This window comes from Mycobacterium sp., assembly GCF_035640695.1.
Lineage (GTDB): Bacteria > Actinomycetota > Actinomycetes > Mycobacteriales > Mycobacteriaceae > Mycobacterium.
This window is the reverse complement of record NZ_DASQVQ010000001.1, coordinates 91,246-115,011: the sequence shown is the minus strand read 5'-3', so window position 1 is coordinate 115,011 and position 23,766 is coordinate 91,246. Positions and strand designations below refer to the sequence as shown.

At 66.7% G+C, this 23,766-nt stretch carries 20 protein-coding genes; 11 read left to right on the top strand and 9 right to left on the bottom strand.

The genetic code is table 11. The annotated features are described in order from the left end of the window. From VE759_RS00545 to VE759_RS00530, 4 genes are all read left to right on the top strand, one after another. Positions 1-912: a TIGR01777 family oxidoreductase gene (locus VE759_RS00545; RefSeq protein WP_324927247.1), complete on the top strand. Its 912-nt coding sequence runs from the start codon at positions 1-3 to the stop codon at positions 910-912. A 226-nt stretch (positions 913-1,138) separates the two neighbouring features. Beyond that, positions 1,139-1,813: a lipoyl(octanoyl) transferase LipB gene (gene lipB / locus VE759_RS00540; protein ID WP_324927165.1), complete on the top strand. Its 675-nt coding sequence runs from the start codon at positions 1,139-1,141 to the stop codon at positions 1,811-1,813. Continuing rightward, positions 1,810-2,769, top strand: coding sequence for a lipoyl synthase (gene lipA / locus VE759_RS00535; protein ID WP_414687801.1), 960 nt, complete (start codon positions 1,810-1,812; stop codon positions 2,767-2,769). Before lipB ends, lipA begins: the two co-directional genes overlap by 4 nt. A 29-nt stretch (positions 2,770-2,798) precedes the next feature. Next, positions 2,799-3,551 carry a DUF4191 domain-containing protein gene (locus VE759_RS00530; protein ID WP_324927162.1) on the top strand — a complete coding sequence of 251 codons (753 nt, stop codon included), beginning with the start codon at positions 2,799-2,801 and terminating at the stop codon, positions 3,549-3,551. Between the two features lie 10 nt (positions 3,552-3,561). On the opposite strand, the gene VE759_RS00525 is transcribed toward VE759_RS00530, so the two are convergent. After that, positions 3,562-4,035, bottom strand: a complete 474-nt coding sequence (locus tag VE759_RS00525) for an RDD family protein (RefSeq protein ID WP_324927159.1) — start codon at positions 4,033-4,035, stop codon at positions 3,562-3,564. Between the two features lie 150 nt (positions 4,036-4,185). Here VE759_RS00525 and glnA point away from each other — a divergent pair, with 150 nt between their 5' ends. Continuing rightward, complete coding sequence (glnA, locus tag VE759_RS00520; protein ID WP_324927156.1) at positions 4,186-5,622, top strand: type I glutamate--ammonia ligase; 1,437 nt, start codon at positions 4,186-4,188, stop codon at positions 5,620-5,622. A gap of 94 nt (positions 5,623-5,716) precedes the next feature. On the opposite strand, the gene VE759_RS00515 is transcribed toward glnA, so the two are convergent. Continuing rightward, on the bottom strand, positions 5,717-6,331 hold the full coding sequence (locus tag VE759_RS00515) for a maleylpyruvate isomerase family mycothiol-dependent enzyme (protein WP_324927241.1): 615 nt from the start codon (positions 6,329-6,331) through the stop codon (positions 5,717-5,719). A 32-nt stretch (positions 6,332-6,363) separates the two neighbouring features. On the opposite strand from VE759_RS00515, the gene VE759_RS00510 reads away from it, so the two are divergent. Next, positions 6,364-6,873 (top strand): DoxX family protein, encoded by a 510-nt coding sequence (locus tag VE759_RS00510; protein WP_324927154.1) that lies wholly within the window; start codon positions 6,364-6,366, stop codon positions 6,871-6,873. A 91-nt stretch (positions 6,874-6,964) separates the two neighbouring features. Beyond that, complete coding sequence (locus tag VE759_RS00505; protein WP_324927151.1) at positions 6,965-8,530, top strand: phospholipase C; 1,566 nt, start codon at positions 6,965-6,967, stop codon at positions 8,528-8,530. On the opposite strand, the gene VE759_RS00500 is transcribed toward VE759_RS00505, so the two are convergent. The 6 genes from VE759_RS00500 to VE759_RS00475 form a co-directional block, all read right to left on the bottom strand. Next, positions 8,527-9,384 (bottom strand): TIGR03619 family F420-dependent LLM class oxidoreductase, encoded by an 858-nt coding sequence (locus VE759_RS00500; RefSeq protein WP_324927149.1) that lies wholly within the window; start codon positions 9,382-9,384, stop codon positions 8,527-8,529. The two genes, VE759_RS00505 and VE759_RS00500, sit on opposite strands and share 4 nt — an antisense overlap. Then, positions 9,381-12,344, bottom strand: coding sequence for a bifunctional [glutamine synthetase] adenylyltransferase/[glutamine synthetase]-adenylyl-L-tyrosine phosphorylase (locus tag VE759_RS00495; RefSeq protein ID WP_324927146.1), 2,964 nt, complete (start codon positions 12,342-12,344; stop codon positions 9,381-9,383). The genes VE759_RS00500 and VE759_RS00495 overlap by 4 nt, the downstream gene beginning before the upstream one ends. Before the next feature lie 18 nt (positions 12,345-12,362). Further along, positions 12,363-13,703 carry a glutamine synthetase family protein gene (locus VE759_RS00490; RefSeq protein WP_324927143.1) on the bottom strand — a complete coding sequence of 447 codons (1,341 nt, stop codon included), beginning with the start codon at positions 13,701-13,703 and terminating at the stop codon, positions 12,363-12,365. A 52-nt stretch (positions 13,704-13,755) separates the two neighbouring features. Next, the gene (locus tag VE759_RS00485) at positions 13,756-15,279 is read right to left on the bottom strand and encodes an alpha/beta hydrolase (protein ID WP_324927140.1); all 1,524 of its coding nucleotides are present in this window, start codon (positions 15,277-15,279) and stop codon (positions 13,756-13,758) included. A gap of 124 nt (positions 15,280-15,403) precedes the next feature. Continuing rightward, on the bottom strand, positions 15,404-16,948 hold the full coding sequence (locus VE759_RS00480; protein WP_324927137.1) for an alpha/beta hydrolase: 1,545 nt from the start codon (positions 16,946-16,948) through the stop codon (positions 15,404-15,406). Between the two features lie 186 nt (positions 16,949-17,134). Beyond that, positions 17,135-18,526, bottom strand: coding sequence for a wax ester/triacylglycerol synthase family O-acyltransferase (locus VE759_RS00475; RefSeq protein WP_324927134.1), 1,392 nt, complete (start codon positions 18,524-18,526; stop codon positions 17,135-17,137). A 142-nt stretch (positions 18,527-18,668) separates the two neighbouring features. Between VE759_RS00475 and panB the strand changes: the two genes are divergently transcribed. Then, the gene (gene panB, locus VE759_RS00470; protein WP_324927131.1) at positions 18,669-19,520 is read left to right on the top strand and encodes a 3-methyl-2-oxobutanoate hydroxymethyltransferase; all 852 of its coding nucleotides are present in this window, start codon (positions 18,669-18,671) and stop codon (positions 19,518-19,520) included. Here the strand turns inward: panB and VE759_RS00465 are convergent. Continuing rightward, complete coding sequence (locus VE759_RS00465) at positions 19,517-20,173, bottom strand: helix-turn-helix domain-containing protein (RefSeq protein WP_324927128.1); 657 nt, start codon at positions 20,171-20,173, stop codon at positions 19,517-19,519. The two genes, panB and VE759_RS00465, sit on opposite strands and share 4 nt — an antisense overlap. A 174-nt stretch (positions 20,174-20,347) precedes the next feature. On the opposite strand from VE759_RS00465, the gene VE759_RS00460 reads away from it, so the two are divergent. From VE759_RS00460 to VE759_RS00450, 3 genes are read left to right on the top strand one after another with little or no spacing between them, the layout of a single operon-like run. Next, entirely contained in the window at positions 20,348-21,103 is a 756-nt protein-coding gene (locus tag VE759_RS00460; protein WP_324927125.1) for a DUF1989 domain-containing protein, read from the top strand. Continuing rightward, positions 21,100-21,756: an urea amidolyase associated protein UAAP2 gene (locus VE759_RS00455; RefSeq protein ID WP_324927122.1), complete on the top strand. Its 657-nt coding sequence runs from the start codon at positions 21,100-21,102 to the stop codon at positions 21,754-21,756. The genes VE759_RS00460 and VE759_RS00455 overlap by 4 nt, the downstream gene beginning before the upstream one ends. Then, on the top strand, positions 21,753-23,750 hold the full coding sequence (locus tag VE759_RS00450) for a 5-oxoprolinase/urea amidolyase family protein (protein ID WP_324927120.1): 1,998 nt from the start codon (positions 21,753-21,755) through the stop codon (positions 23,748-23,750). The genes VE759_RS00455 and VE759_RS00450 overlap by 4 nt, the downstream gene beginning before the upstream one ends. Positions 23,751-23,766 lie beyond the last annotated feature (16 nt).

The window sequence follows — 23,766 nt, the reverse complement described above, 5'->3', positions numbered from 1 at the left end:
GTGGCGGACGCACTGATCGCGATCGCGGGGTCCTCGGGCCTCATCGGTTCGGCGCTGGTGTCGGCGCTGCGTGCCGCGGACAATCGGGTTCTGCGCATCGTGCGGCGTGCGCCGTCCAATGCCGACGAACTGCACTGGAGTCCCCAAACCGGTGAATTCGACGCCGGCGCGCTGCGCGGGGTGGACGCCGTGGTCAACATGTGCGGGGCCGGGGTCGGCAACAGACGGTGGTCGGGCGAATACAAGCAACAGCTGCGCGACAGCCGCATCGTGCCGACCGAGGTGCTCTCGGCGGCGGCCGTGGAGGCCGGCGTCAAGGTGCTCGTCAACGCCAGCGCGGTCGGCTACTACGGCCACACCCGCGACCGTGTCGCCGACGAAACCGCCCCGCCGGGAACGGGTTTCCTCGCGCAGCTGTGCCAGGACTGGGAGGCCGCAACGCGGCCCGCCCAGCAGGCCGGCGTCCGAGTGGTGTTGGTCCGCACCGGTCTTGTGCTGTCACCCAACGGTGGCATCCTCGGGCGGCTGCGGCCGTTGTTTTCACTCGGGCTGGGCGCGCGGATCGGCAGTGGCCGCCAGTACATGCCGTGGATCAGCCTCGAGGACGAGGTCCGCGCCCTGTTGTTCGCGATATCCCATGACGGCGTGTCAGGCCCGCTCAACTTCACCGGTCCCGCACCCGTCACCAATGCGGAGTTCACCACCGCGCTCGGCCGCGCGCTCAACCGGCCGACACCATTGCTGGTGCCTGCGTTCGCGATTCGGACTTTGCTCGGTGAATTCGCCGACGAGGGATTGCTGTCCGGCCAGCGGGCGATACCGGCGGCGCTGGAACGCGCCGGTTTCCAGTTCCACCAGAACACCATCGGCGAGGCCCTGTCCTACGCGACCACGCCGCGCGACGGCGGCTAGTACCATGACGTCCTCGGCGCCGACTGTGAAACCTCGGCGCCGACTGTGAAACCACGGCGCCGACTGTGAAACCACGGCGCCGACTGTGCGGCCTGGGCGCACACGCCCGGCGATTCCTCGCCCTCAGCGCACACCGGACGCCACCCACTCAGACTTGACGCCCCGCACCCACACTCGACGCCACACTCGACGCCGGCGCCCAACACTTCCTAGTACCGTCAACAGTGTGACGTCTTCGATCCGCGCCGCGGCCACCCCGATCGAGGTGCGCCAACTCGGCACGGTCGACTACCGCGAGGCGTGGGAGCTGCAGCGGCGACTGGTCGAGACCCGGCTGGCCGGTGGCCCCGACACGCTGCTACTGCTGGAGCATCCGTCTGTCTACACCGCCGGACGCCGCACCGAAGCGCACGAGCGTCCACTCGACGGGACGCCGGTGGTTGACACCGATCGCGGCGGCAAGATCACCTGGCATGGTCCCGGCCAACTGGTCGGTTATCCGATCATCGGCTTGGCCGACCCCATTGATGTGGTGAATTATGTTCGGCGCCTTGAAGAGTCGCTGATCAGGGTGTGCGCCGACGTGGGCTTGCCCGCTGGCCGGGTCGCGGGCCGCTCCGGTGTGTGGCTGCCCGCCGACGACACGCGACCCGCACGCAAGGTGGCGGCGATCGGGGTGCGGGTGCAGCGGGCGACAACGCTGCACGGGTTCGCCGTGAACTGTGATTGCGATCTCGCCGCGTTTCGCCCGATCGTGCCGTGCGGCATCACCGACGCGGGGGTGACGTCGTTGACCGCCGAGTTGGGCCACCGCGTCGGTGTCGATGAGGTCCGGGCGCGGGTTGCCGAGGCCGTGTGCGACGTCCTCGATGGCCCACTCGCACTAGCATCGATACCGTGACCGTCGCTTCTGGATCCGATGTCGCTGGCCCGGCGGCTCCGGACGGCCGCAAACTTCTACGCCTCGAGGTCCGCAACGCGCAGACGCCGATCGAGCGCAAGCCGCCGTGGATCAAGACCCGCATGCGGATGGGCCCCGAGTACACCGAGCTGAAGAAACTGGTACGCCGCGAAGGGCTGCACACCGTTTGCGAGGAGGCGGGCTGCCCGAACATCTACGAATGCTGGGAGGACCGCGAGGCCACGTTCTTGATCGGCGGCGAGCAGTGCACCCGTCGCTGTGACTTCTGCCAGATCGACACCGGTAAGCCCACCGAATTCGACCGCGACGAGCCGCGGCGAGTCGCAGAAAGCGTTCAGGCGATGGGCTTGCGCTATTCGACGGTCACCGGCGTGGCCCGCGACGACCTGCCCGACGGCGGGGCGTGGCTCTACGCCGAAACCGTGCGCCAGATCAAGAAACTCAACCCGTCGACCGGCGTCGAGTTGCTGATCCCCGACTTCAACGGCGAGCCGGCGTTGCTCGAGCAAGTCTTTCAGGCAAGCCCGGAAGTGTTGGCACACAATGTCGAAACGGTGCCGCGCATCTTCAAGCGCATCCGTCCGGCCTTCCGCTACGAGCGCAGCCTCGACGTGCTGACTGCGGCCCGCGACTACGGGTTGGTGACCAAGAGCAATCTGATCCTGGGTCTCGGCGAGACCCCGGACGAGGTTCGTGCGGCGCTGACCGACCTGCGCGACGCCGGTTGCGACATCGTCACGATCACCCAGTACCTACGCCCATCGGTGCGCCATCACCCGGTGGAGCGGTGGGTGAAGCCCGAGGAGTTCACCGAGCACGCGGCATTCGCGCAAGCGCTCGGTTTCGCCGGGGTGTTAGCCGGTCCGCTGGTGCGGTCGTCGTATCGGGCCGGGCGGCTTTATGCCCAGGCCATCACGGCTCGGACCCGCGCCTGACGCTGGCGGCTCACCCGTATCCTTGGCGCATGGCGAAAACTCGTGATCCCGCCGCCATCAAGGCCGCCAAGGCGGAGGCGAAGGCCGAGCGGAAGGCGGCGTCAAAGCAGCGCCGCAAGCAGCTGTGGCAGGCGTTCCAGATGCAGCGCAAGGAAGACAAATGGCTACTGCCGTTGATGATCGGCGCGTTCGTGCTGATCGTCGCCGCCGCGACGACGGCCGGTGCGCTGTCCGGCGGCTTCACGATGGTCACGCTGATCGTGTTCGGCGTGGTGCTCGGCGCGCTGGTGGCGTTCATCATCTTCGGGCGCCGCGCGCAGAAATCGGTCTACCGCAAGGCGGAGGGTCAAACCGGCGCGGCGGCGTGGGCGCTGGACAACCTGCGCGGCAAGTGGCGGGTCACCCATGGTGTGGCCGCCACCGGGCACTTCGACGCCGTGCACAGGGTGGTCGGCCGCCCGGGTGTCATCTTCGTCGGCGAGGGATCGCCCGCGCGGGTGAAGCCGTTGCTTTCGCAGGAGAAGAAGAGGACCGCCCGGCTGGTCGGCGACGTGCCGATCTACGACGTCATGGTGGGCAACGGTGAAGGCGAGGTGCCGCTCGCCAAGCTGGAACGGCACCTGACCAAGCTGCCCGCGAACATCACCGCCAAGCAGATGGATTCGCTGGAGTCGCGGTTGACGGCGCTGGGTTCGCGCACGGGCATGGCGGCGATGCCTAAGGGACCGGTGCCGACGGCCGCGAAAATGCGCGGCGTCCAACGCACGGTGCGCAGGCGATAGCCGGCGATAGCTAACGCCGCACCACCGCGGTGCCGGTGATCCGGTCGTGCAGCCCACGGCCGTCGGAGTCGGTGAACAGCGGCGGTATCACCAGTGCGATCAACAGCCCGCGTGCGACGGCGCGACCGATGCCGACATGCCCGACGTTTCCGGCGGCGTCGATCCGTATCACGACCAGTCCGAGCGCGAGCTGCCCAGGGGTGAATCCGAAGAGCCGAACCGCAATAACGCCGAGCCCGCACCAAATCACCAACACGGCGGTCGACAACGCGGCTGTCGAATACACGCCGGCGGTGACGCCGAGCGCGGCGATTCCGTAGGCGATCAGCCAGTCGACCAGCAGCGCAGCGACGCGGCGGCCGATGTGGGCCGGTGACCGGGAACCCGTCGCTGGCAAACCCAGCCGCTCTCCCGGGTAGTCGGTCGCCCCACCCGGTTTTGCCGATTCGGGACCCGACAGCCAAGATGCGCCGGGGCGGTCCATGGCCCCAGGATAGAGGGGTCAAATGCGGGCTCAACCGGCCGCGTCTCACAATGGGATTGCGTAACGTCGGCGCAACATGCGGTTGACGAACGCGCAACATCGGCTCCATAGCGTCATCCCGCGGGTTACTAGATAAAGGAGAGCACTTCAGTGGCCGATATGACGCCCGACGACGTCTTCAAGGTCGTCAAGGACGAGGACGTTCAGTACATCGACGTCCGATTCTGCGATCTGCCCGGCGTCATGCAACACTTCACGATTCCGGCCGCGGCGTTCGACGAGAGCGTTTTCGAAAATGGGATCGCGTTCGACGGCTCGTCGATTCGCGGCTTTCAGGCGATCCACGAGTCCGACATGGTGCTGCTGCCGGACCCGGACACCGCGCAGGTCGATCCTTTCCGCGAGGCCAAGACGCTGAACCTCAACTTCTTCGTCCATGACCCGTTCACCCTCGAGGCGTACTCGAGGGATCCGCGCAACATCGCGCGCAAGGCCGAGAACTACCTGATCAGCACCGGCATCGCCGACACCGCGTACTTCGGCGCGGAGGCCGAGTTTTACATCTTCGACTCGGTTGCGTTCGACTCCACCGCCAACAGCGCGTTCTACGAGGTCGACGCGATCTCGGGCTGGTGGAACACCGGCAACGCGACCGAGAACGACGGCAGCCCCAACCGCGGCTACAAGGTCCGCCACAAGGGCGGCTACTTCCCGGTGGCGCCCAACGACCAGTATGTGGACCTGCGCGACAAGATGCTGACGAACCTGATCAACGCCGGCTTCGTCCTTGAGAAGGGCCACCACGAGGTCGGCTCCGGCGGGCAGGCCGAGATCAACTACCAGTTCAACACGCTGCTGCACGCGGCAGACGATTTGATGCTGTACAAGTACATCATCAAGAACACCGCCTGGCAGAACGGCAAGACGGTCACCTTCATGCCCAAGCCGCTCTTCGGTGACAACGGCTCCGGCATGCATTGCCACCAGTCGTTGTGGAAGGACGGCGGGCCGCTGTTCTATGACGAGTCCGGCTACGCGGGGCTGTCGGACATGGCCCGCCACTATATCGGTGGCCTGCTGCATCACGCGCCGTCGCTGCTGGCGTTCACCAACCCGACGGTGAACAGCTACAAGCGGCTGGTGCCGGGCTATGAGGCGCCGATCAACCTGGTGTACAGCCAGCGCAACCGGTCGGCGTGCGTGCGCATCCCGGTCACCGGCACCAGCCCGAAGGCCAAGCGGCTGGAGTTCCGCTGCCCCGACTCCTCGGGCAACCCGTACCTGGCCTTCTCGGCGATGATGATGGCGGGCGTCGACGGCATCAAGCGCAAGATCGAACCGCAGTCGCCGGTGGACAAGGACCTCTACGAGCTGCCGCCGGACGAGGCCGCGAGCATCCCGCAGGCGCCGACCTCGCTGTCCGCGGTGATCGACCGGCTCGAGGAGGACCACGAATACCTGACGGAGGGCGGGGTTTTCACGCCGGACCTGATCGAAACGTGGATCACGTTCAAGCGGGAGAACGAGATTGAGCCGGTTCAGATCCGGCCCCATCCCTACGAATTCGCGCTCTACTTCGACGTGTAAGCCAGCTAACTCTGACCCGCGAGCAGAGCCTCGCCAGCCAGCCCTGTGCCGTCCGCCAGCGCTTGCCCTGCGGGTTCACATCCGCTGGGACGGCCTATCCCCCGATGTGGCCGGCCAGCTTGGCTTTACCTGGACCCTCCAGATCCGCCAGCGCCGCAGGCCGCGCCGCCATCGCCATCAGCAACGCCTCTCCCGGCCCGCGCACCTCGGGGCCACGACCGGCGGCCCAGTCGAGATCGGTCGCAACCAGTCGCACCCCGCGAGCCCGCCACGCGCCGCGGATCGTCGGCGCGGTGCGTGCGAAGTTCAACGCGGCCAACAGCCGATCCGTTGCGATCGTGCGCGGAAACCCGAGGGCTCGGCGAATATCCTGCTGATGGATCATCCCGTCGGTCAACGCAATCAGGCCGCCGAAGCCAGCAGTCAACCCCGACGGCTCAGCGTGGCGGCGCATCAATTCGACGATCTCGAGCGGCGTGCGGTCGGCGAAATCGCCGACGCCAACCGCGTTGACCCGGTTCACCAGAAACAAGCCCTTGGCGAACCGCTGCACCAACCCTACGGGGCCCAACTCGTCGTAGCTGATCACGTGTGCGGCGACGTCGCGCACCCGCCATCGCTCGCACAACGTCTCCGCCTCCCACTGGTGCGGAGCAAGCCCCTCGAGCATATCCGCGAATTGTTCACGTTCCTGTCGCGCCATCGTCATTGTGTCCATGGCTCTCAGCGTATGGTCAGCTCATGACGACCAATCTCGAAGCCAGACTCAGCACCTACTCGCCCACGGTCCTCAGCATTTTCCGGTTCATGATCGGTTTACTGTTTACGCTTCACGGGACAATGGGCTTGTTCAATTGGCCTCTCGCGCTTCCCATGCAGATCCATGTCGGCGACTGGCCCGGATGGTGGGCATCCCTGATCGAGTTCGTCACCGGACTGCTGGTGATGATCGGATTGTTCACTCGACCAGCAGCATTCCTGGCATCGGGCACGATGGCGGTCGCTTACTTCTGGCAGCACTGGCCATTCAATGCGGGCCCAAAGGTGTTCTGGCCCTTTGATCGAGCCATCGGCGGCAACTCAGGAGAGTTGGCCATCCTGTTCTGCTTCTCGTTCCTCCTGATCCTCTTCGCCGGCCCGGGCGCCTATGCGATCGACAGCCGGCGACGCCCCGCCGGCACGACGGCAGCACGCGGCGGGTACGCCGATCGTGGCGTCGCCGGCTGGCGACGACGGTTCGCACGACGGTAGGCATCTCGCCGAGATCACAATTTGCGATCGCTGCTGATACAGCGGTGATTGGGATGGCGCCAGTTGCTGCGATGCGCCCTACGGTGGGCCGATGTCGGAAGGTCCGTTCGCTGGAATGTCGCGACGCGAATTCCTGGCGAAAGTCACTGCACTCGGCGGAGCCGCTCTTCTTGCGTCATGGGCAGAACCCGTCATCGAAAAGGCTTATGCCATGGGCCCCGGTCCTGGTTCTCTCGACGACATCGAGCACTTCGTCCTGTTCATGCAGGAGAACCGGTCATTCGACCACTATTTCGGCAGGCTCTCCGATGTCGAGGGGTTCGGCCACGACACGCAAAACCCCGCCCCCGTCTTCAAACAAGCGGGCTGGAACCCGCAGACGCAAAAGGTCGACCCGAACGGAGTGACGTTGCCGTTCCGCCTCGACACCACCAAGGGGCCCAGCCTGACCGGCAGTTGCACCAACGATCCCGATCACAGCTGGACCGGGATGCACGAAGCGTGGCATGGCGGCGCCAACGACCAGTGGCTGCCGATGTCGGCGAGGAGCCGCTCAGTTGGCAATACGCCGGCCTTGATGGGCTACTACCAGCGCGAGGACATTCCGATTCACTACCTCCTCGCCGACGCGTTCACCCTGTGCGACCACTACCACTGCTCGGTGCTCGGCCCGACGATGCCGAATCGGCTGTATTGGCTCAGCGCCACCCTCAACCCTGAGGGCGACAAGGGTGGCCCAATGCTGGTGCAGCCCTATGTCTTACCGAAGTTCAAGTACACCTGGCGCATCATGCCCGAGAATCTGCAAGATGCCGGCGTCAGTTGGAAGGTCTACGGCAACAAGGCAGTCGGACCGATCAGTCAGGTAATTTTCGACGGCCTGGTGGGATCGTTCAAGCAAGCGGCCAACCCCATGTCGCCACTGTTCCTGCACGGCATTGTTCCAACGTATCCGTTAATGTTCGCCGCCGATGTGGCGGCCAACAATCTGCCCCAGGTCTCGTGGGTGATCCCGCCGGTCATCGAGTGCGAGCATCCCGCACTGCCGGCCGCGGTCGGCGCCATCGGCATCGTGAACCTGCTGCGCATTCTCACCTCTAACCCGCAGGTGTGGGAAAAGACCGCGGTGATCATCAGCTACGACGAAAACGGCGGCTTCTTCGACCATGTCACGCCGCCAACGCCGCCGCCGGGCACACCGGGCGAATACATTCCCGACTCGGTCAACATCAATTCCGTGACCGGTTCGGGGGGCGTGCGTGGTCCCGTCGGGCTCGGCTACCGCGTGCCGTGTTTCGTGATATCTCCGTACAGTCGCGGCGGACTCGTCGCCCACGAAACGTTCGACCACACGTCGCAGCTGCGGTTGATCGGCAAACGGTTCAACGTGCCAGTGCCTAACCTCACCGAGTGGCGGGCCGGCGTCACCGGCGACATGACATCGGCGTTCAACTTCGCCGCCAACCCTGACCCGTCGCGCCCGGACTGGGGCAATCCGGTGCTGCGCGCTCTGCCCGAATTACCGCTATGCGCACCCAACGCGGCGCTGGGTACCGCGAACCTCGGACTCGCCTATCGCGTGCCGTACCCGCAGACCATGCCGGTACAGGAAACGACGCCAAGCCGTGGGACACCCAGCGGCTACGTCGCCGGCTAAGCCAACGCCAGGTCGCGGCGGAACTTCTTCATGTCGTCGATCTTCTGTGCCAGCGACGCGCCCGGACCCGAGTAGAACATCCACGGCATCGTCAGGATGTGGGTGATGCCGCCCGCCTCTGCACGCTCGTAATCCGCGATCGACAAAGCATCAGTCAACGGCGTCAAAATCGTGAAATCGTCCATCGACAACCCGTTTTCGGCCCGCAACTCTCGCAACCGCCGCGCCGCCGCCAGCGCACTGTCGGTGGTGATCAAGTCTCCGATCCAGCCGTCGTGGCGTGCCGCCCGTCGCAACGCGATGTCGCTGAGGCCGCCGACGAAGATCGGCACCCGCGGCGGCGTCGGCGCCATCTCCAGTCGCGGCGTCTGGTAGAACTCGCCCTCGAATTCCGTCCATCCCGGCTGCCACAGGGCACGCATCAGTTCCAGCATTTCGTCGGTGCGTTTGCCGCGACGGTCGAATCGTTGGCCCAACAACGCGAACTCCTCGGCGCACCACCCCACACCGATTCCCAGCTCAACGCGCTCGTCTGCCAAATAGGCCGCCGTGCCAATGGATTTGGCCGCCGAGTACGGGTCGCGCATCGCCGGAATGTAGACCGTTGTCACGAAATGCAGGCGCTGCGTCACTTGGGCGAGCGCGCCAACCAGTACCCATGGATCGGGCCATTGGGTGAACGGCGGCCAGCGGCGCTGCCCGTCGCGCGTGTACGGGTACGGGGTCTGCAGCCTTTCCAGATTGACCACGTGATCCGGGATCCCAATCCCTTCATAGCCGAGATCATCTGCAGCTCGTGCTATTTCGATGATCTCCTTGCCGTCCAGGTAGGCACTGCTGATGTAATACTTCACCCGAAGACCTTCCGTACGACCGCCTTTGCCCGCCGCGTCACTCGCAGGTAGTTGTCCAGGAATTCGCCGCCGTCGTTGCTCGGCCAGCCCGCTGCGGCCGCAACCGCGTTCAGCAGGCGCCCCGGGCTTGGCAGCTGATCGGTCGGCTTGCCACGCACCAGCACCAGCGCGTTACGCGCCCGGGTGGCGGTCAGCCAGGCCTGCCGCAACAGGTCTACGTCGCCCTCCGGAATCAGTTGGGCCGCGCCAATCGCATCCAGCGTCTGCAGCGTCGAAGTGTTATGCAGCGCAGGCACTTCGTGGGCGTGGCGCAGTTGCAACAACTGCACGGTCCACTCCACGTCGGCCAGCCCGCCGCGGCCAAGCTTGGTGTGGGTGTTCGGATCGGCGCCCCGGGGCAGCCGCTCGGCGTCCACCCGTGCCTTGATGCGACGGATCTCATCCACCGCCTCCCGCGACACGCCTCCCGGTGGGTATCGTGTCCTGTCGGCCATCACCAGAAACCGCTGACCCAAGCCGGGGTCGCCCGCGACGCAGTGCGCCCGCAGCAGCGCCTGCACCTCCCACGGCTGCGCCCACTGTGCGTAATACGCCTGGTACGACGCCAATGTCCGCACCAGTGGGCCGCTTCGGCCCTCCGGGCGCAGGTTCGCGTCGACTTCCAGCGGCGGGTCGGCGCTGGGCGTGCCCAGCAGCGACCGGATCTGCTCGGCGACGGTGGTCGCCCACCGCACCGCGACCGAGTCGTCGACGCCGTCCGCGGGCTCGCAGACGAACATCACATCGGCGTCGGAGCCGTAGCCCAGCTCGCTCCCACCAAGGCGCCCCATGCCGATTACCGCGATCGACGCCGGCGCCCGCCCGCTGGCCGGCGTATTGGCCCGGATGACCGCGTCCAGCGCCGCCTGCAGCACGGCCACCCAGACCGACGTCAACGCCCGGCACACCTCGGTCACGTCAAGCAGTCCCAACAAGTCGGCCGACGCGATGCGGGCGAGTTCGCGGCGCCGCAAGCTGCGCGCGGCGGCGATTGCCCGGACCGGATCGTCGTGCCGGCTCGCCGCGCTGACCAGCGACCGGGCCACCGCGTCCGGGTCGGTATCACAAAGCTTCGGCCCGTCCGGGCCGTCGCCATACAGTTGGATGACTTCCGGTGCCCGCATCAACAGCTCCGGCACGTACGACGGCGCCGTGCCGATCACATGCATCAGTCTCTTGGCCACCGCGCCCTCGTCGCGCAGCGTCGACAGATACCAGCGCTGCTCGGAAAGCGCCTCGGAGAGCCTGCGATAGGCCAGCAGGCCGCCGTCGGGATCGGCGGCCTGCGACAGCCAATCCAGCAGCGTCGGCAACAGCACATCCTGCACGCGGCCGCGTCGGCCCCGCTGCTTGGTCAGCGCCGCCAGGTGTGTCAGCGCGTTCTGCGGCGCCATATATCCGAGCGCGGCGATCTGGCGCTCGGCGGCCTCGGCGGTCATGCCCCGTATGCCGGGCCCGACGGATTCCAGCAGCGGCTGGTAGAAAAGCTTGGCGTGCAGCCGCGACACCCGCATATTCTGGCGCTTGAGTTCCTCGCGGAGTACACCGAGCGCGTCGTGCCGGCCGTCGGGCCGGATGTGCGCGGCGCGGGCCAGCCAGCGCAGCGCCTCGTCGTCGTTGGCCCTCGGCAACAGGTGAGTCCGCTTGAGCCGCTGCAGTTGTAGCCGGTGCTCGAGCAGCCGCAGAAACTCGTACGACGCGGTCAGGTTGGCGGCGTCATCGCGTCCGATGTAGCCGCCGGCGCCGAGCGCGGCCAACGCGTCGACGGTAGAGGCGACGTGCAGCGTGTCGTCGTTGCGACCGTGCACGAGCTGCAGCAGTTGCACGGCGAACTCCACGTCGCGCAGCCCGCCGGTGCCGAGTTTGAGTTCGCGGTCGCGAACATCAGCGGGCACCAATTCCTCGACGCGGCGGCGCATCGCCTGGACTTCGGGCACGAAATCCTCACGCTCGCTGGCCGTCCACACGATCGGCATTACCGCATCGATGTACTGCTGGCCCAGTTCGGCATCGCCGGCGGCGGCCCGGGCCTTCAAAAGCGCTTGGAATTCCCACGTTTTCGCCCACCGATGGTAATAGGTGATGTGCGACTCCAGCGTGCGCACCAGCGCGCCGTGCCTGCCCTCGGGCCGAAGCGCGGCGTCGACCTGGAAGAACGCGTCGGACGCCAACCGCATCATTTCCCCGGCCACCCGCGTCGCTGCGGCGTTGGCGTTCTCGGCGACGAAGATCACGTCGACGTCGCTGACGTAATTCAGTTCTCGCGCACCGCATTTGCCCATCCCGATGACGGCAAGCCGTGGCCGCGGCCCGTCCCCGCAGACCGACCGCATCGCCGCCTCGAGCGCCCCGGCCAGTGCGGCGTCGGCGAGGTCCGCCAGCGCGGCGCCGACCGTGGCGAACGGCAGCACGGGTTCGTTTTCGACCGTGGCCGCGACGTCAAGCGCGGCCAGTACCAGCAGGTGGTCACGGTAAAGTTTGTACAGCGCCTGCATCACAGGCGTTGCCGTGCTGGACGATTCGGCCGCGCAGTCCACGAATTCGCGGCGCAGGTCGTCGGCCGCTGTCAGCGTCACTGTACCCTGCAGCAAGTGCCAGTCCCTCGGGTTGGCCACCAGGTGATCGCCGAGCGCCAGCGACGAGCCGACCACCCCGAACAGCCGACCACGCAGCGAACGATCCTTCAGCAGCTCCGCGTCCAGCTCATCCCACCCGCTGCCCAACGCGTCGGCGAGGCGGACCATCGTGCGCAGCGCGGCGTCGGCGTCCGGGGCGCGCGACAAAGACCACAGCAGCTCGACGTAGTCGTCGGTGGTCCAGCCGAGCCGGGCCAAGTCGTTGGTCGCCGAGTCCGCGACCAGCCCGAGCCGGCCCACGCTGGGCACGCGGGGACGTTCGGTCGTCGGTTTGGCCACGACCACGACGTTAACGCAACGGCGCTACAGCGACAGATAGGTCTTCAGTTCGAACGGGGTGACCTGGCTGCGGTAGTTCTCCCACTCCGCGCGCTTGTTGCGCAGGAAGAAATCAAAAACGTGCTCCCCCAATGCTTCCGCGACCAGCTCGGAGTTCTCCATCTCCTCCAGCGCCACACCGAGGCTGCCGGGCAGTGAGCGGTAGCCCATCGCCTGGCGTTCCTCGGGTGTCAGGCTCCAGACGTTGTCCTCGGCCTGCGGCCCCAGCGTGTAGCCCTTCTCCACGCCGCGCAGCCCCGCGGCCAGGACCACCGCGAACGTTAAATAAGGGTTGCACGCCGAGTCGGGGCTGCGCACCTCGATCCGCCGCGACGACGCCTTGTTGGGCGTGTACATCGGCACCCGCACCAGCGCCGAGCGGTTCGCCGCGCCCCATGACGCCGCGGTAGGCGCCTCGCCGCCCTGCACCAGTCGCTTGTAGGAGTTCACCCATTGGTTCGTGACGGCGCTGATCTCACTGGCGTGCTCGAGGATGCCAGCGATGAACGACTTGCCGATGTCGGACAGTTGCAGCGAATCGTTTGGACTGTGGAATGCGTTGACCTCGCCCTCGAACAGGCTCATGTGCGTGTGCATCGCCGAGCCCGGGTGTTCACCAAACGGTTTCGGCATGAACGACGCCCGTACGCCCTCGCCGAGGGCCACTTCCTTGACCACGTATCGGAACGTCATCACGTTGTCGGCCATCGATAGCGCATCGGCGTAGCGCAGATCGATCTCCTGCTGGCCGGGCGCGCCCTCGTGATGGCTGAACTCCACCGAGATGCCCATCTGCTCGAGCGCATCGATCGCGTGCCGTCGGAAGTTCGGCGCCGCATCGTGCACGGCCTGGTCGAAGTAGCCACCGTTGTCGGTGGGAATCGGCGGCGAGCCGTCGTCAGGTCCGGGCTGCAGCAGGAAGAACTCGATCTCCGGATGCACGTAGCACGAGAATCCGAGGTCGCTGGCCTTCGCGAGTTGCCGGCGCAGGACGTGCCGCGAGTCAGCCCAGAACGGCGACCCGTCAGGCATCGTGATGTCGCAGAACATCCGCGCGGAGTGGTGTTGGCCGGTACTGGTCGTCCACGGCAACACCTGGAACGTCGACGGGTCCGGCCGCGCGACGGTATCGGATTCCGACACCCGGGCAAATCCTTCGATCGAGGAGCCGTCGAACCCGATGCCCTCCTCGAACGCACCCTCCAGTTCCGCCGGCGCGATCGCCACCGATTTCAGGAATCCGAGCACGTCGGTGAACCATAGGCGGACGAATCGAATGTCCCGTTCCTCCAGCGTGCGCAGGACGAATTCCTTCTGTCGGTCCATGCACCGCAGCGTAGGCACCGGCTGTTAATTCTGTGTTACGCGGTTGCTGCCTTTAGCACCGCAAATTATCCGGCGGTGACAGCTGATCGACGAAGAACGGCGTCACCGCGGTGTCGACGCATTGATTGCCGGTGAACACAACGGTGTGCTGAGTGCCCTCGTTGGTGATCAGCGCCGCCCCGAGCTGGTGGGCTAGGTCCACGCCGGCCTGGTACGGGGTCGCGGGATCATGCGTGGTGGACACGACGACGACCTTGCCCGGGCCCGGCGAAACGGCCTGGTGCGGTTGCGACGTGGGCGGAACCGGCCAGAATGCGCAGACGTCGCGCGGGGCAAACCCGGTGAACTCGCCGTAGGACAGGAACGGCGCGACCTGACGGATTCGCTGATCGGCGGCCGCCCAGACCGCTGGGTCCTTCGGTGCGACGTTGTCGACACAGCGGATCGCGGTGAATGCGTCCTGCAGGTTTGAGTAATGGCCGGATTGATTTCGGCCCTGGTAGTCGTCGGACAACATCAGCAGGTCGCCGGCGTCGGTGCCGCGCTGCAAGCCGAGCAGTCCGCTGGTGAGGTACTTCCAGTAGCGCTGCGTGTAGAGCGCGTTGATGGTGCCGGTGATCGCGTCCTGGTACGACAGCCCGCGCGGGTCAGTCGGCGTTGGTCTCGGCGCGCCGACGAGCGGGTCGACCAACGCGTGGTAGCGCGCCACCGCCTGCGATGCGTCGTTGCCGAGCGGGCAGCCGTCTACTTTGACACAGTCGGCGGCATAGTCGCCGAACGCTTGCTGGAAGCTTGCCATCTGGCGGACGGTCTGCTCGATCGCATCGAGGGTCGGGTCGACGGCGCCGTCGAGCACCATCGCCCGCACGTTCTGCGGGAACGCCTCGGCGTACGCCGTGCCCAACGCGGTGCCGTAGGAATACCCGAGATAGTTGATCTGTGCTTCGCCGAGCGCTTGACGAACGACGTCGATGTCGCGGGCGCCCACGGTGGTGCCCGCGTTGGCCAGAAAGTCCGTTCCATTCCGGTCGGCGCAGCGGCGGACGAGCTGTTGATAGAGCTGCTCGATGTGAGCGACGCCCGGCGGGCTGTAATCGGCCATCGGTTCGCGGCGCCACGCGTCGAATTCTTCGTCTGTGCGGCAGCGCAATTGGGGGGTGGAGTGGCCAACGCCGCGCGGGTCGATGCCGACCAGGTCGAAACGGCGGCCGATCTCGCTGTCATGGATCGACGCCGCCGACGATGCGAGAGTGTCAACGGCCGATGCGCCGGGGCCACCCGGGTTGATCAGCAGCACGCCCATGCGCGGACCTTCTGCGGGAACACGGATTACGGCCAGTTGAGCTTGCGCGCCCCTGGGCCGGCCGTAATCAATCGGGACGGAGACTGTCGCGCAGCGCGCCGCGGGGAATGCGCTGGTGTCGCCCACCCACTGCTGGCAGCCTCCCCAGTTCGGCGGTTGGACGCCGAATTGGCCGGCGTCGGGCACCGCCCGCGCCGTCGGTGATGTCGATAGGCCCAACCCCACGCACAGCAGCGCCGAGCACAAAAGTCTCACCCGCCGCATGGCTGACATGTTCGCATGCGCAACATATTTCGGGGGAACCGGAGGGCACTACGGTGACAAACCGTTACCTAGTGGCATTCCGTACAGGTCGTTGAGCACGCCCGAACGCACCGTCCGCAGCGTTTGCCGCGCATCAGCAGTGCGCATCGGGCGGCGGCACGGTGAGGTCGATCAGGTATCGGCTCACGATGTCGTCGACGCAAGCATTGCCCTGAAGTACGACGGTGTGTTGAGTGCCGTCGAACGTCACCAGGGCGCCGCCGAGCTGCTTGGCCAGGTCCACGCCCGCCTGATAGGGCGTAGCCGGATCGTTGGTCGTCGAGAACACCAGGATTGGCGGAAGACCGTGGACCGAGATCTCATGTGGCCGGCTGGTCGGCGGAACCGGCCAGAAGGCGCATGTGTTCAGCGGCGCGTGGCCGGTGAACTCGCCGTAGCTCATGAAGGGCGCCGCTTGGCGAACGCGTCGGTCCTCGTCTACGACCTTGTCCCGATCCTTCACCGGGGGCTGGTCGACACAGTTCACCGCCACCCGCACGTCGGTGGAGTTGTTGTAGTGGCCCTGCGGGTCGCGGCCCATGTACAGGTCGGCAAGCGCCAGCATGGTGTCGCCGCGACCACCCTTGAGCTCCTTGAGGCCCTGGGTGAGATGGCGCCACAGCCCCGGTGAATACAGCGGCAGGATGGTGCCTACGATCGCGTCACTGTAGGACAAGCCGCGCGGGTCCGTGGTCGGTGCGGGTTTGTCCACCAGCGGATCGACCATGCTGTGGTAAGCGTCGACGGCCTTGGCCGGGTCGGTGCCGAGCGCGCAGTCCGGGCTTTTCGCGCAGTCGGCGGCAAAGTCGTTGAACGCCTTCTGGAACGCGGCGGCCTGTCGGATGTCGGCCTCAATGGGATCGGCGTTCGGGTCGACGGCACCGTCCAGGACCATCGCCCGCACCTTCTGCGGATAGCTTTCGGCGTACGCCGAGCCGATGCGCGTGCCGTACGAGTATCCGAGGTAGGTGAGCTTCTCGTCGCCGAGCGCCGCCCGCAGCGCGTCCAGGTCCTTGACGACATTGGCTGTGCCGACGTTTGCGAGGAACGCAGTGCCCATCTTGTTGACACAGCGCTGCACGAACTCATCGGCCAGTTTTTCGATGTGCGCGACGCCCTCCGGGCTGTAGTCGACCTGCGGGTCGGCGCGCAGCCGGTCGTTGTCGGCATCGGAGTTGCACCAGACCTCGGGCATCGAATTCGCCACTCCGCGAGGGTCGAATCCGACCAGGTCGAACCGCTCGCGAATCTGCTGCGGCAGGCTAGTGACCATCGTCGCGGCGGCCTGCACCCCGGACTCCCCAGGGCCGCCGGGGTTGATCACGAGTGAGCCGATCTTGGCGCCGGTGGCCGGAAACTTGATCAACGCCATCGCGGCGGCGTCACCGTAAGGCTTGGCGTAGTCGACCGGCACGCCCAGCTTGCCGCACTGGGCGCCGGGCGGAATGTGGGATTGGCCGTCGGATGAGCTGGACTGACAGGGGTGCCACTCGATGGGCGCTCCCACCTTGGGCATCGCGATGGTCGCACGCCCGCCGACCACTCGGCTGCAGCCGCTCGCCGCGACAGCGGTGGCGATCACGACCGCCCAGGTCATCGTCTTGCCGACGACAACGGACAGTCGGCGATTGAGGATCATGGCCCACATGCTGCCATGAGCCGCCGCAGGCCAGCGGCCACCGACCTGGAGCCGGTGGCAAATGTGTCTTGTGTGGTATTCGCGACGTCGAGCCACGTCGCGGCCGAGTTGGCGTCCCATCATTGCCCCGGCCGCTCAGAAACCCCAGGGTCGCCTGCGTTAGGCGGCGCCGGATGCACGCGCGGATCATGGCCTCGCGGCGAGCAGCTCCTCCAAGCCGACGCCGAAGTCGTCGGCAAGGTCCCACAGGTCGGGCAGCAGCTCCGGGCACGAGATGATCCCGACGTCGAGCTTGCCGTTCAACGACATCACGGTGATGTTCAGCCCGGAGCCGTGGAAGATCGGCCCGAGCGGATACATCGCCCTGATCTCAGCGCCAAGGAAGTACAGCGGCATCTGCGGTCCGGGCACATTCGAGACAACCAGGTTGTGCACGGGCCTGCTTTCGGTCAGCCGGCTACTGGTGTAGACCCGCATCGCGATCCCGTACACCGCGGGTGCGGCGAACTGCGACCAGTCCTGCAACAGCGTCGCCGAGATCGCCGAACTGTGTTCCTTTGCAGTCGAATTGGCCGTGGCAATCGATCGTAACCGCTCGGCGGGATCGGCGATATGCGTTTCCAGGCTGGAGAACATGCCCGAGACCTGATTACGGCCCGCCCGATCCGACTTCTCGCGCACCGACAGCGGCACCATGGCCACCAAGGGTTCCTCTGGTAGCTCCCCGCGGTCGAGCAGGAACTGCCGCAAAACGCCGGCGACCAAAGCCATCACCACGTCGTTGACCTTCACGCCGAACCGGTTTTTCACCGTCTTGATGTCCTCCAGGTCAAGTTGGGCGTACGCGACGTTGCGGTGACCGGAGACCTTGGCGTTGAACGCCGTCTGCGGCGCCCGGAAAGGTCGGGTCATCGCCTGATTGCTCATGGCCCGACGGATGGTCTCCACGACGCTGGCGGCGGTCGTGGGCAGCACATTGGCGAGCTGCAGCGGCCGGGTCGCGAACCGCAGCAGCCCGCTCGCAGCCAGTTCGAATTGGTTGGCCCCGCCGACGCCCTCGACCGGATCCGGCGGCGGTGCGTCGGGCTCCGTGCTGCACAGCACCGACATCAGGTTCGCGCCGCTGACGCCGTCGACACCGGCATGGTGCACCTTGGTCATCACTGCCAGCCGTCCGCCATGGCCGGCATCGGTGCCGGCGACGCCCTCGATCACCCATGTCTCCCACAGGGGTCTGCTCCGGTCCAGCTGCAACGACGCAATATGACCGCAGATCTCGGCCAACTCGCGGCGCCCACCCGGGGCCGGCACGCCGATGCGGTGCACGTGGCGATCTACGTCGAAATCCTCGTCATCGACCCACACCGGATGATCGAGATTGAACGGGCTGTCGAGAACCTTCTCCCGAAAGATCGGGATTCCCTTGGCGCGCAATGACATTTCATCGCGCATCCGGTCGAAGGTGTAACCGCCGGGCATCGTCGAGGTGTCCAATTCGAGGATCGAGCAGACATGGAGCGGTTGTTTGGCCGATTCCAGGTATAAGAAGCTTGCGTCGAGCCCGCTGAGCCGTTGCATGAGGGTGATCGTAAGTGTGAGGAAGTCCACTCGCTGGCGGTTTCCACTTCAGCCAGCGCGGATGGCACACTGAACTTGTCAGACGAGCCCGGGGACCCGCATGGGCCACGAGGATCGACCCGACCACCCACGAGGGACAACGATGTCTGAGCAGTCGGTTTACGGCGCTGCGCCGAGCGCAGGTACTTCGGCCACACCGCGGAGCAAGGTCCGCACGCATCACTTGCAGAAGATGAAGGCCGAGGGCCACAAATGGGCCATGCTGACGGCCTACGACTACTCCACCGCACGCGTTTTCGACGACGCCGGTATTCCGGTTCTGCTGGTTGGTGATTCGGCCGCCAACGTCGTCTATGGCTACGACACCACCGTGCCGGTCACCATCGACGAACTGATTCCGCTGGTGCGCGGCGTCGTTCGCGGCGCGCCGCACGCATTGGTGGTGGCTGACATGCCATTCGGCAGTTACGAGGCCGGACCCGCCGATGCGCTTGCATCGGCGACCCGCTTTATGAAGGAGGCCGGCGCGCACGCGGTCAAGCTGGAAGGCGGTGAACGCGTCGCCGACCAGATCGCTGCGCTGACCGCAGCCGGCATTCCGGTGATGGCCCACATCGGTTTCACGCCGCAAAGCGTGAACACGCTCGGCGGCTTCCGCGTCCAGGGCCGCGGCGACGCGGCCGAGCAGACCATCGCTGACGCGATCGCGGTCCAAGAGGCCGGCGCGTTCTCAGTGGTCATGGAGATGGTGCCCGCCGAGCTGGCCACCCAGATCACCGGCAAGCTGACCATCCCGACGATCGGCATCGGCGCAGGCCCCAACTGCGACGCTCAAGTGCTGGTTTGGCAGGACATGGCGGGGCTCACCGGCGCCAAGACCGCCCGGTTCGTCAAGCGCTTCACCGAGGTGGGCGCCGAATTGCGTCGCGCCGCAATGCAGTACGCGGAGGAAGTGGCCAGCGGGGCGTTCCCCGCCGACGAGCACAGCTTCTAATAGGCCAGATTCAGCCGGTCCGCCGTCGACTTGCGCAGCCGCGCGAAGTCGCCGCCCCAGCCCAGCGTGCGCAGCGCGCCGTCGGCGATCACCCACGCATACTCCGGTGGGCACACGCTTTCGTCGGAGCGTCGGTTGATCACCGACTCGACGAGCCGGAACGGCAGATCCTCGGCGTCCGGCGGCCCGTCGCATTCCGTGCTGACCCCGTGGGAAAGCCGGCGGTAGTTGGCGCGTAGCTCGTCGCGGCGCAGCCGGAACATCTCAAAGCGGTCGATGCGCAGCTCGGGCAGCAGGTAGAGCGCGCCGAGGTTCCACCGGCTGCGGCACAGCTGTGTGGCGTCGCTGACCACGAGTGCGTGCAGCCGAGGTGCGCACGGGCCGTCTTCGCCGAGCAGCTCGATGGCCAGCCGCAGCGGGTCGTCGACGGTGCCGGCCAGCAGCGCGTCAAGGATGTCGTCCTTGGTGGCGAAGTGGTGATACAGCGAGGCCTGGCGAATGCCCACGGCCTCGGCGATGCGCCGGGTCGATGTGCTCGCGTAGCCGAGGCTGGTGAACAATTCCGCCGCGGCGTCGAGGATCTCGTCCCTGGCGGTCTGGCCCGGCCGGCGGGACCGCTCCAGTCGCGGACGTCCCCTTCCGTCGGTGTGCATGCCTCATTCTTGCACCGCACGCAGGCCTTTCGGTCGGGTTGGCATATTTCCTGTCATTTGATAGAAATAGTTGTCAACGCACTCGTTACAACCACGACACCGGGCGGGAATGCGGTCTGCCAAAACTTTCACTTGACAGGTAACAGGCCTCGGCCCGGACCAGGAGACCAGCCCGTGAGCACGGCGTCCACCGACGGAGCGCGATCGCACGCCCGCGCTCAGGCCGAGCACGCGGCGATGCGGATACCGGACACCCCGGCGGACATCGACCCGTCGCGACTGGTCTGGGCGGAGTCGATTCCGGCCGAGAGCTACGCCACCAAGGTGCTCGGCCGGGGCTGTCGCGTGCGACTGGTCGATCCGGGCGGCGGCGCGTGTGCTCACCTGCTGATGTACCGCGCCGAGGCGCCGTGGGAGCGGCTGAATGTGGCCGACACGATGAAGGTGCCGTGGCAGGCGTACCTGGGCGCGGGCCATCCGCTGCTCTCCGACCAGGGCAGGCTGCTCGCCACCGTGGTCGCCGATTCCTCGGGCCACCACGACACCTTGTGCGGGCCGACCGCGACCGGCCGCGGCCTGATGCTGCTGGGCGCGATGAAGCACGGCCTGGACGTGCGCGATGTCGCGCCGTCGGTGTCGTTTTTCCGCGGCATTCGCGTCGATCCGACCAGCGGCGCGCTGGAGTTCACCGGATCGGCCGGGGCCGGCGCCGCGGTCGACCTGCTGGTGCACCTGCCGGTCGCGCTGGTGATCGCCAATGCCGCCCACCCGCTGGACCCCAGCCCGTCGGTGACGCCGCTCGACGTCATCGCCTGGCGCGCTGGCCAGGAGTTGGCGACGCCGATCAACGCCGACCCCGAATACCTGCGTGCCGTGTTCAACACCGAAGCGGCGTGGGTGGCGGCCGGCGGTTCGGAGGCGGCGAATTGACCGCCACCGTGAAAGCCGGGATCGTTTCCGACGAGGTGGTGGCCGCCCGTGCGCCATGGTCGGCGGTGGTGCGGACCGGCCAGCAACTGCAGATCATCGACCTGCACGGCAACCAGGCGGTGGATTGCCTGTTGTATGCCGCCGACGATCACACCGTGCGCTACAGCGCGCAAGCCACCGTCACCGCGCAGCGCAACATCTTCCTGACCACCGGCTCGGTGCTGCGGGCCGCGGACGGCACGCCGCTGATGACGGTGGCCGCCGATGACGTCGGCAACCATGACACGATCGCCGGCGCCTGCTCGAAGGAGTCGAACACGCTGCGCTACGGCCATCACACCGCCCACCAGCACGCGTGCGTCGAGAATTTCCTGGCCGAGGCCGCCAAGTGGGGCCTCGGCAAGCGCGACATCGTGTCGAACATCAACTGGTTCATGAACGTTCCGGTCGAGGCCGACGGCACTCTCGGCATCGTCGACGGGTTGTCGGCGCCGGGCAAGAAGGTCACGCTGCGCGCCGATATCGACACGCTGGTGTTGGTGTCGAACTGCCCGCAGATCAACAATCCCTGCAACGGGTTCGATCCGACGCCGGTGCGCATGGTGATCACCGAGACTGGATCTCTTTACGCCAGCGGCTCACCGGCGTCATGACCCAAATCGAGGTCCTTCGGCCGGGAATGCTGACCACCGTGCAGGACTGGCCGGGTCGGATCGGCTACTGGCACGTCGGCGTACCGCCGTCGGGCCCGATGGACGACCTGTCGTTTCGGATCGGCAACCGAGTGCTCGGCAACGCAGAGGGCGCCGCCGGGCTCGAATGCACGAAAGGCGGCCCCTTGCTGCGCTTTTCGGGCGATGCGCAGGTATGCGTGACAGGCGCCCCGGTGCCGGTGACGGTCGACGGCGCGCCCGTGGCACAGTGGCAGTCCGTCCGGATACCGGCGGGTGGTGTGCTGGACGTCGGGATGATCACCGGCCCGGGCATGCGGTGCTATGTGCTCGTAGAGGGCGGATTGTGCGAACCGCAGTATCTCGGCAGCGCAGCAACTTTCACGCTCGGCGCGTTCGGCGGCCACGACGGCCGCCCGCTACTCGCCACCGATCGGCTGACGGCCAACGGCGCGCCGGCGTCGACCAACGGCGAGCGGGCAGCCCGGGCGGCCAACGAGGACCAGCCCAGCATCGGCAGCAGGTGGGAAGTCGCGGTGACCGAGGGCCCACACGCCGCGCCGGAATTCTTCACCCGTGCCGACATCGAGACGCTGGTGGGCACGGACTACACCGTGCACTTCAACTCCGATCGCACCGGCGTGCGGCTTGTCGGCCCGAAGCCGCAGTGGGCCCGCAGCGACGGCGGCGAGGCCGGCCTGCACCCGTCGAACATCCACGACACCGCGTATTGCATTGGCGCCCTTGACTTCACCGGTGACACTCCGATCCTGCTCGGGCCCGACGGACCGAGCCTTGGCGGGTTTGTCTGCCCGATCACCGTGGTCGAGGGCGACCGGTGGAAGCTCGGCCAGATGGCGCCCGGCGACGCGGTGCGGTTCGTGCCGGTGCGGGCCGATCGAGCACCGTCACTGCGGTCGCTGGACTTGCGGCGACGGGCGTCGTTCCCACTCGTGATCTCCACGTCCAGCGATGGCGACGATGGCGTGCTGACCCGCTATACGGCGGCCGACGGCACCGAGGTCACGTTCCGACGGGCCGGAGACGGCGGCGTACTCGTCGAATACGGGCCGATGGCGCTCGACCTGGCCATGCGGGCGCGTGTGCACGTGTTGTACGAGAAGCTGCGAGACCGCGAGGTGCCCGGGCTGCTGGAGCTGACGCCCGGCGTGCGATCGCTGCAGGTGCAGTTCGCGCCGGAGCAGCTGTGCATCGCCGACGTCACCGAGCTGCTGGGGGGCATGGACGCCGCGCTGCCGGCCTCCGACGAACTCGTCGTGAGCAGCCGCTTGGTGCGGTTGCCGTTGTCGTGGGACGATCCGGCGACGCACGAAGCGATCCAGCGCTACCTGAACGGTGTGCGAGCAGATGCGCCGTGGTGCCCGTGGAACATCGAGTTCATCAGGCGCATCAACGGTCTCGACGATGTGTCGCAGGTGTACGACATTGTCTTCAACGCCGACTACCTGGTGCTCGGGCTCGGCGACGTTTACCTGGGCGCACCGGTTGCCACTCCCCTGGATCCGCGGCATCGGCTGGTGACGACGAAGTACAACCCGGCGCGCACGTGGACGCCGGAGAATGCGGTCGGCATCGGCGGCGCCTACCTGTGCATCTACGGCATGGAGGGTCCCGGCGGGTATCAGTTCGTCGGTCGGACGACGCAGGTGTGGAATCACCGTCACCCGCGCGAAACCGAGTCGTTCGAGCCGGGAACACCGTGGCTGCTGCGTTATTTCGACCGGATCAGCTTCTACCCGGTGGGCGCCGAGGAATTGTTGGCGCTTCGCGCGGACATCGCCGCCGGTCGCGGCCGGGTGGATATCAGCGACGGCTCGTTCTCGCTGGCCGACTATCACCGGTTGCTCGCCGACAACGCCGACAGCATTGCCGACTTCCGGCAGCAGCAGGCCGTTGCATTCGGCGCCGAGCGCCGGGCCTGGGACGCGGCCGGCGAGTTCACCCGCGCCTCTTAGCAAGCCGTTGCGCGCG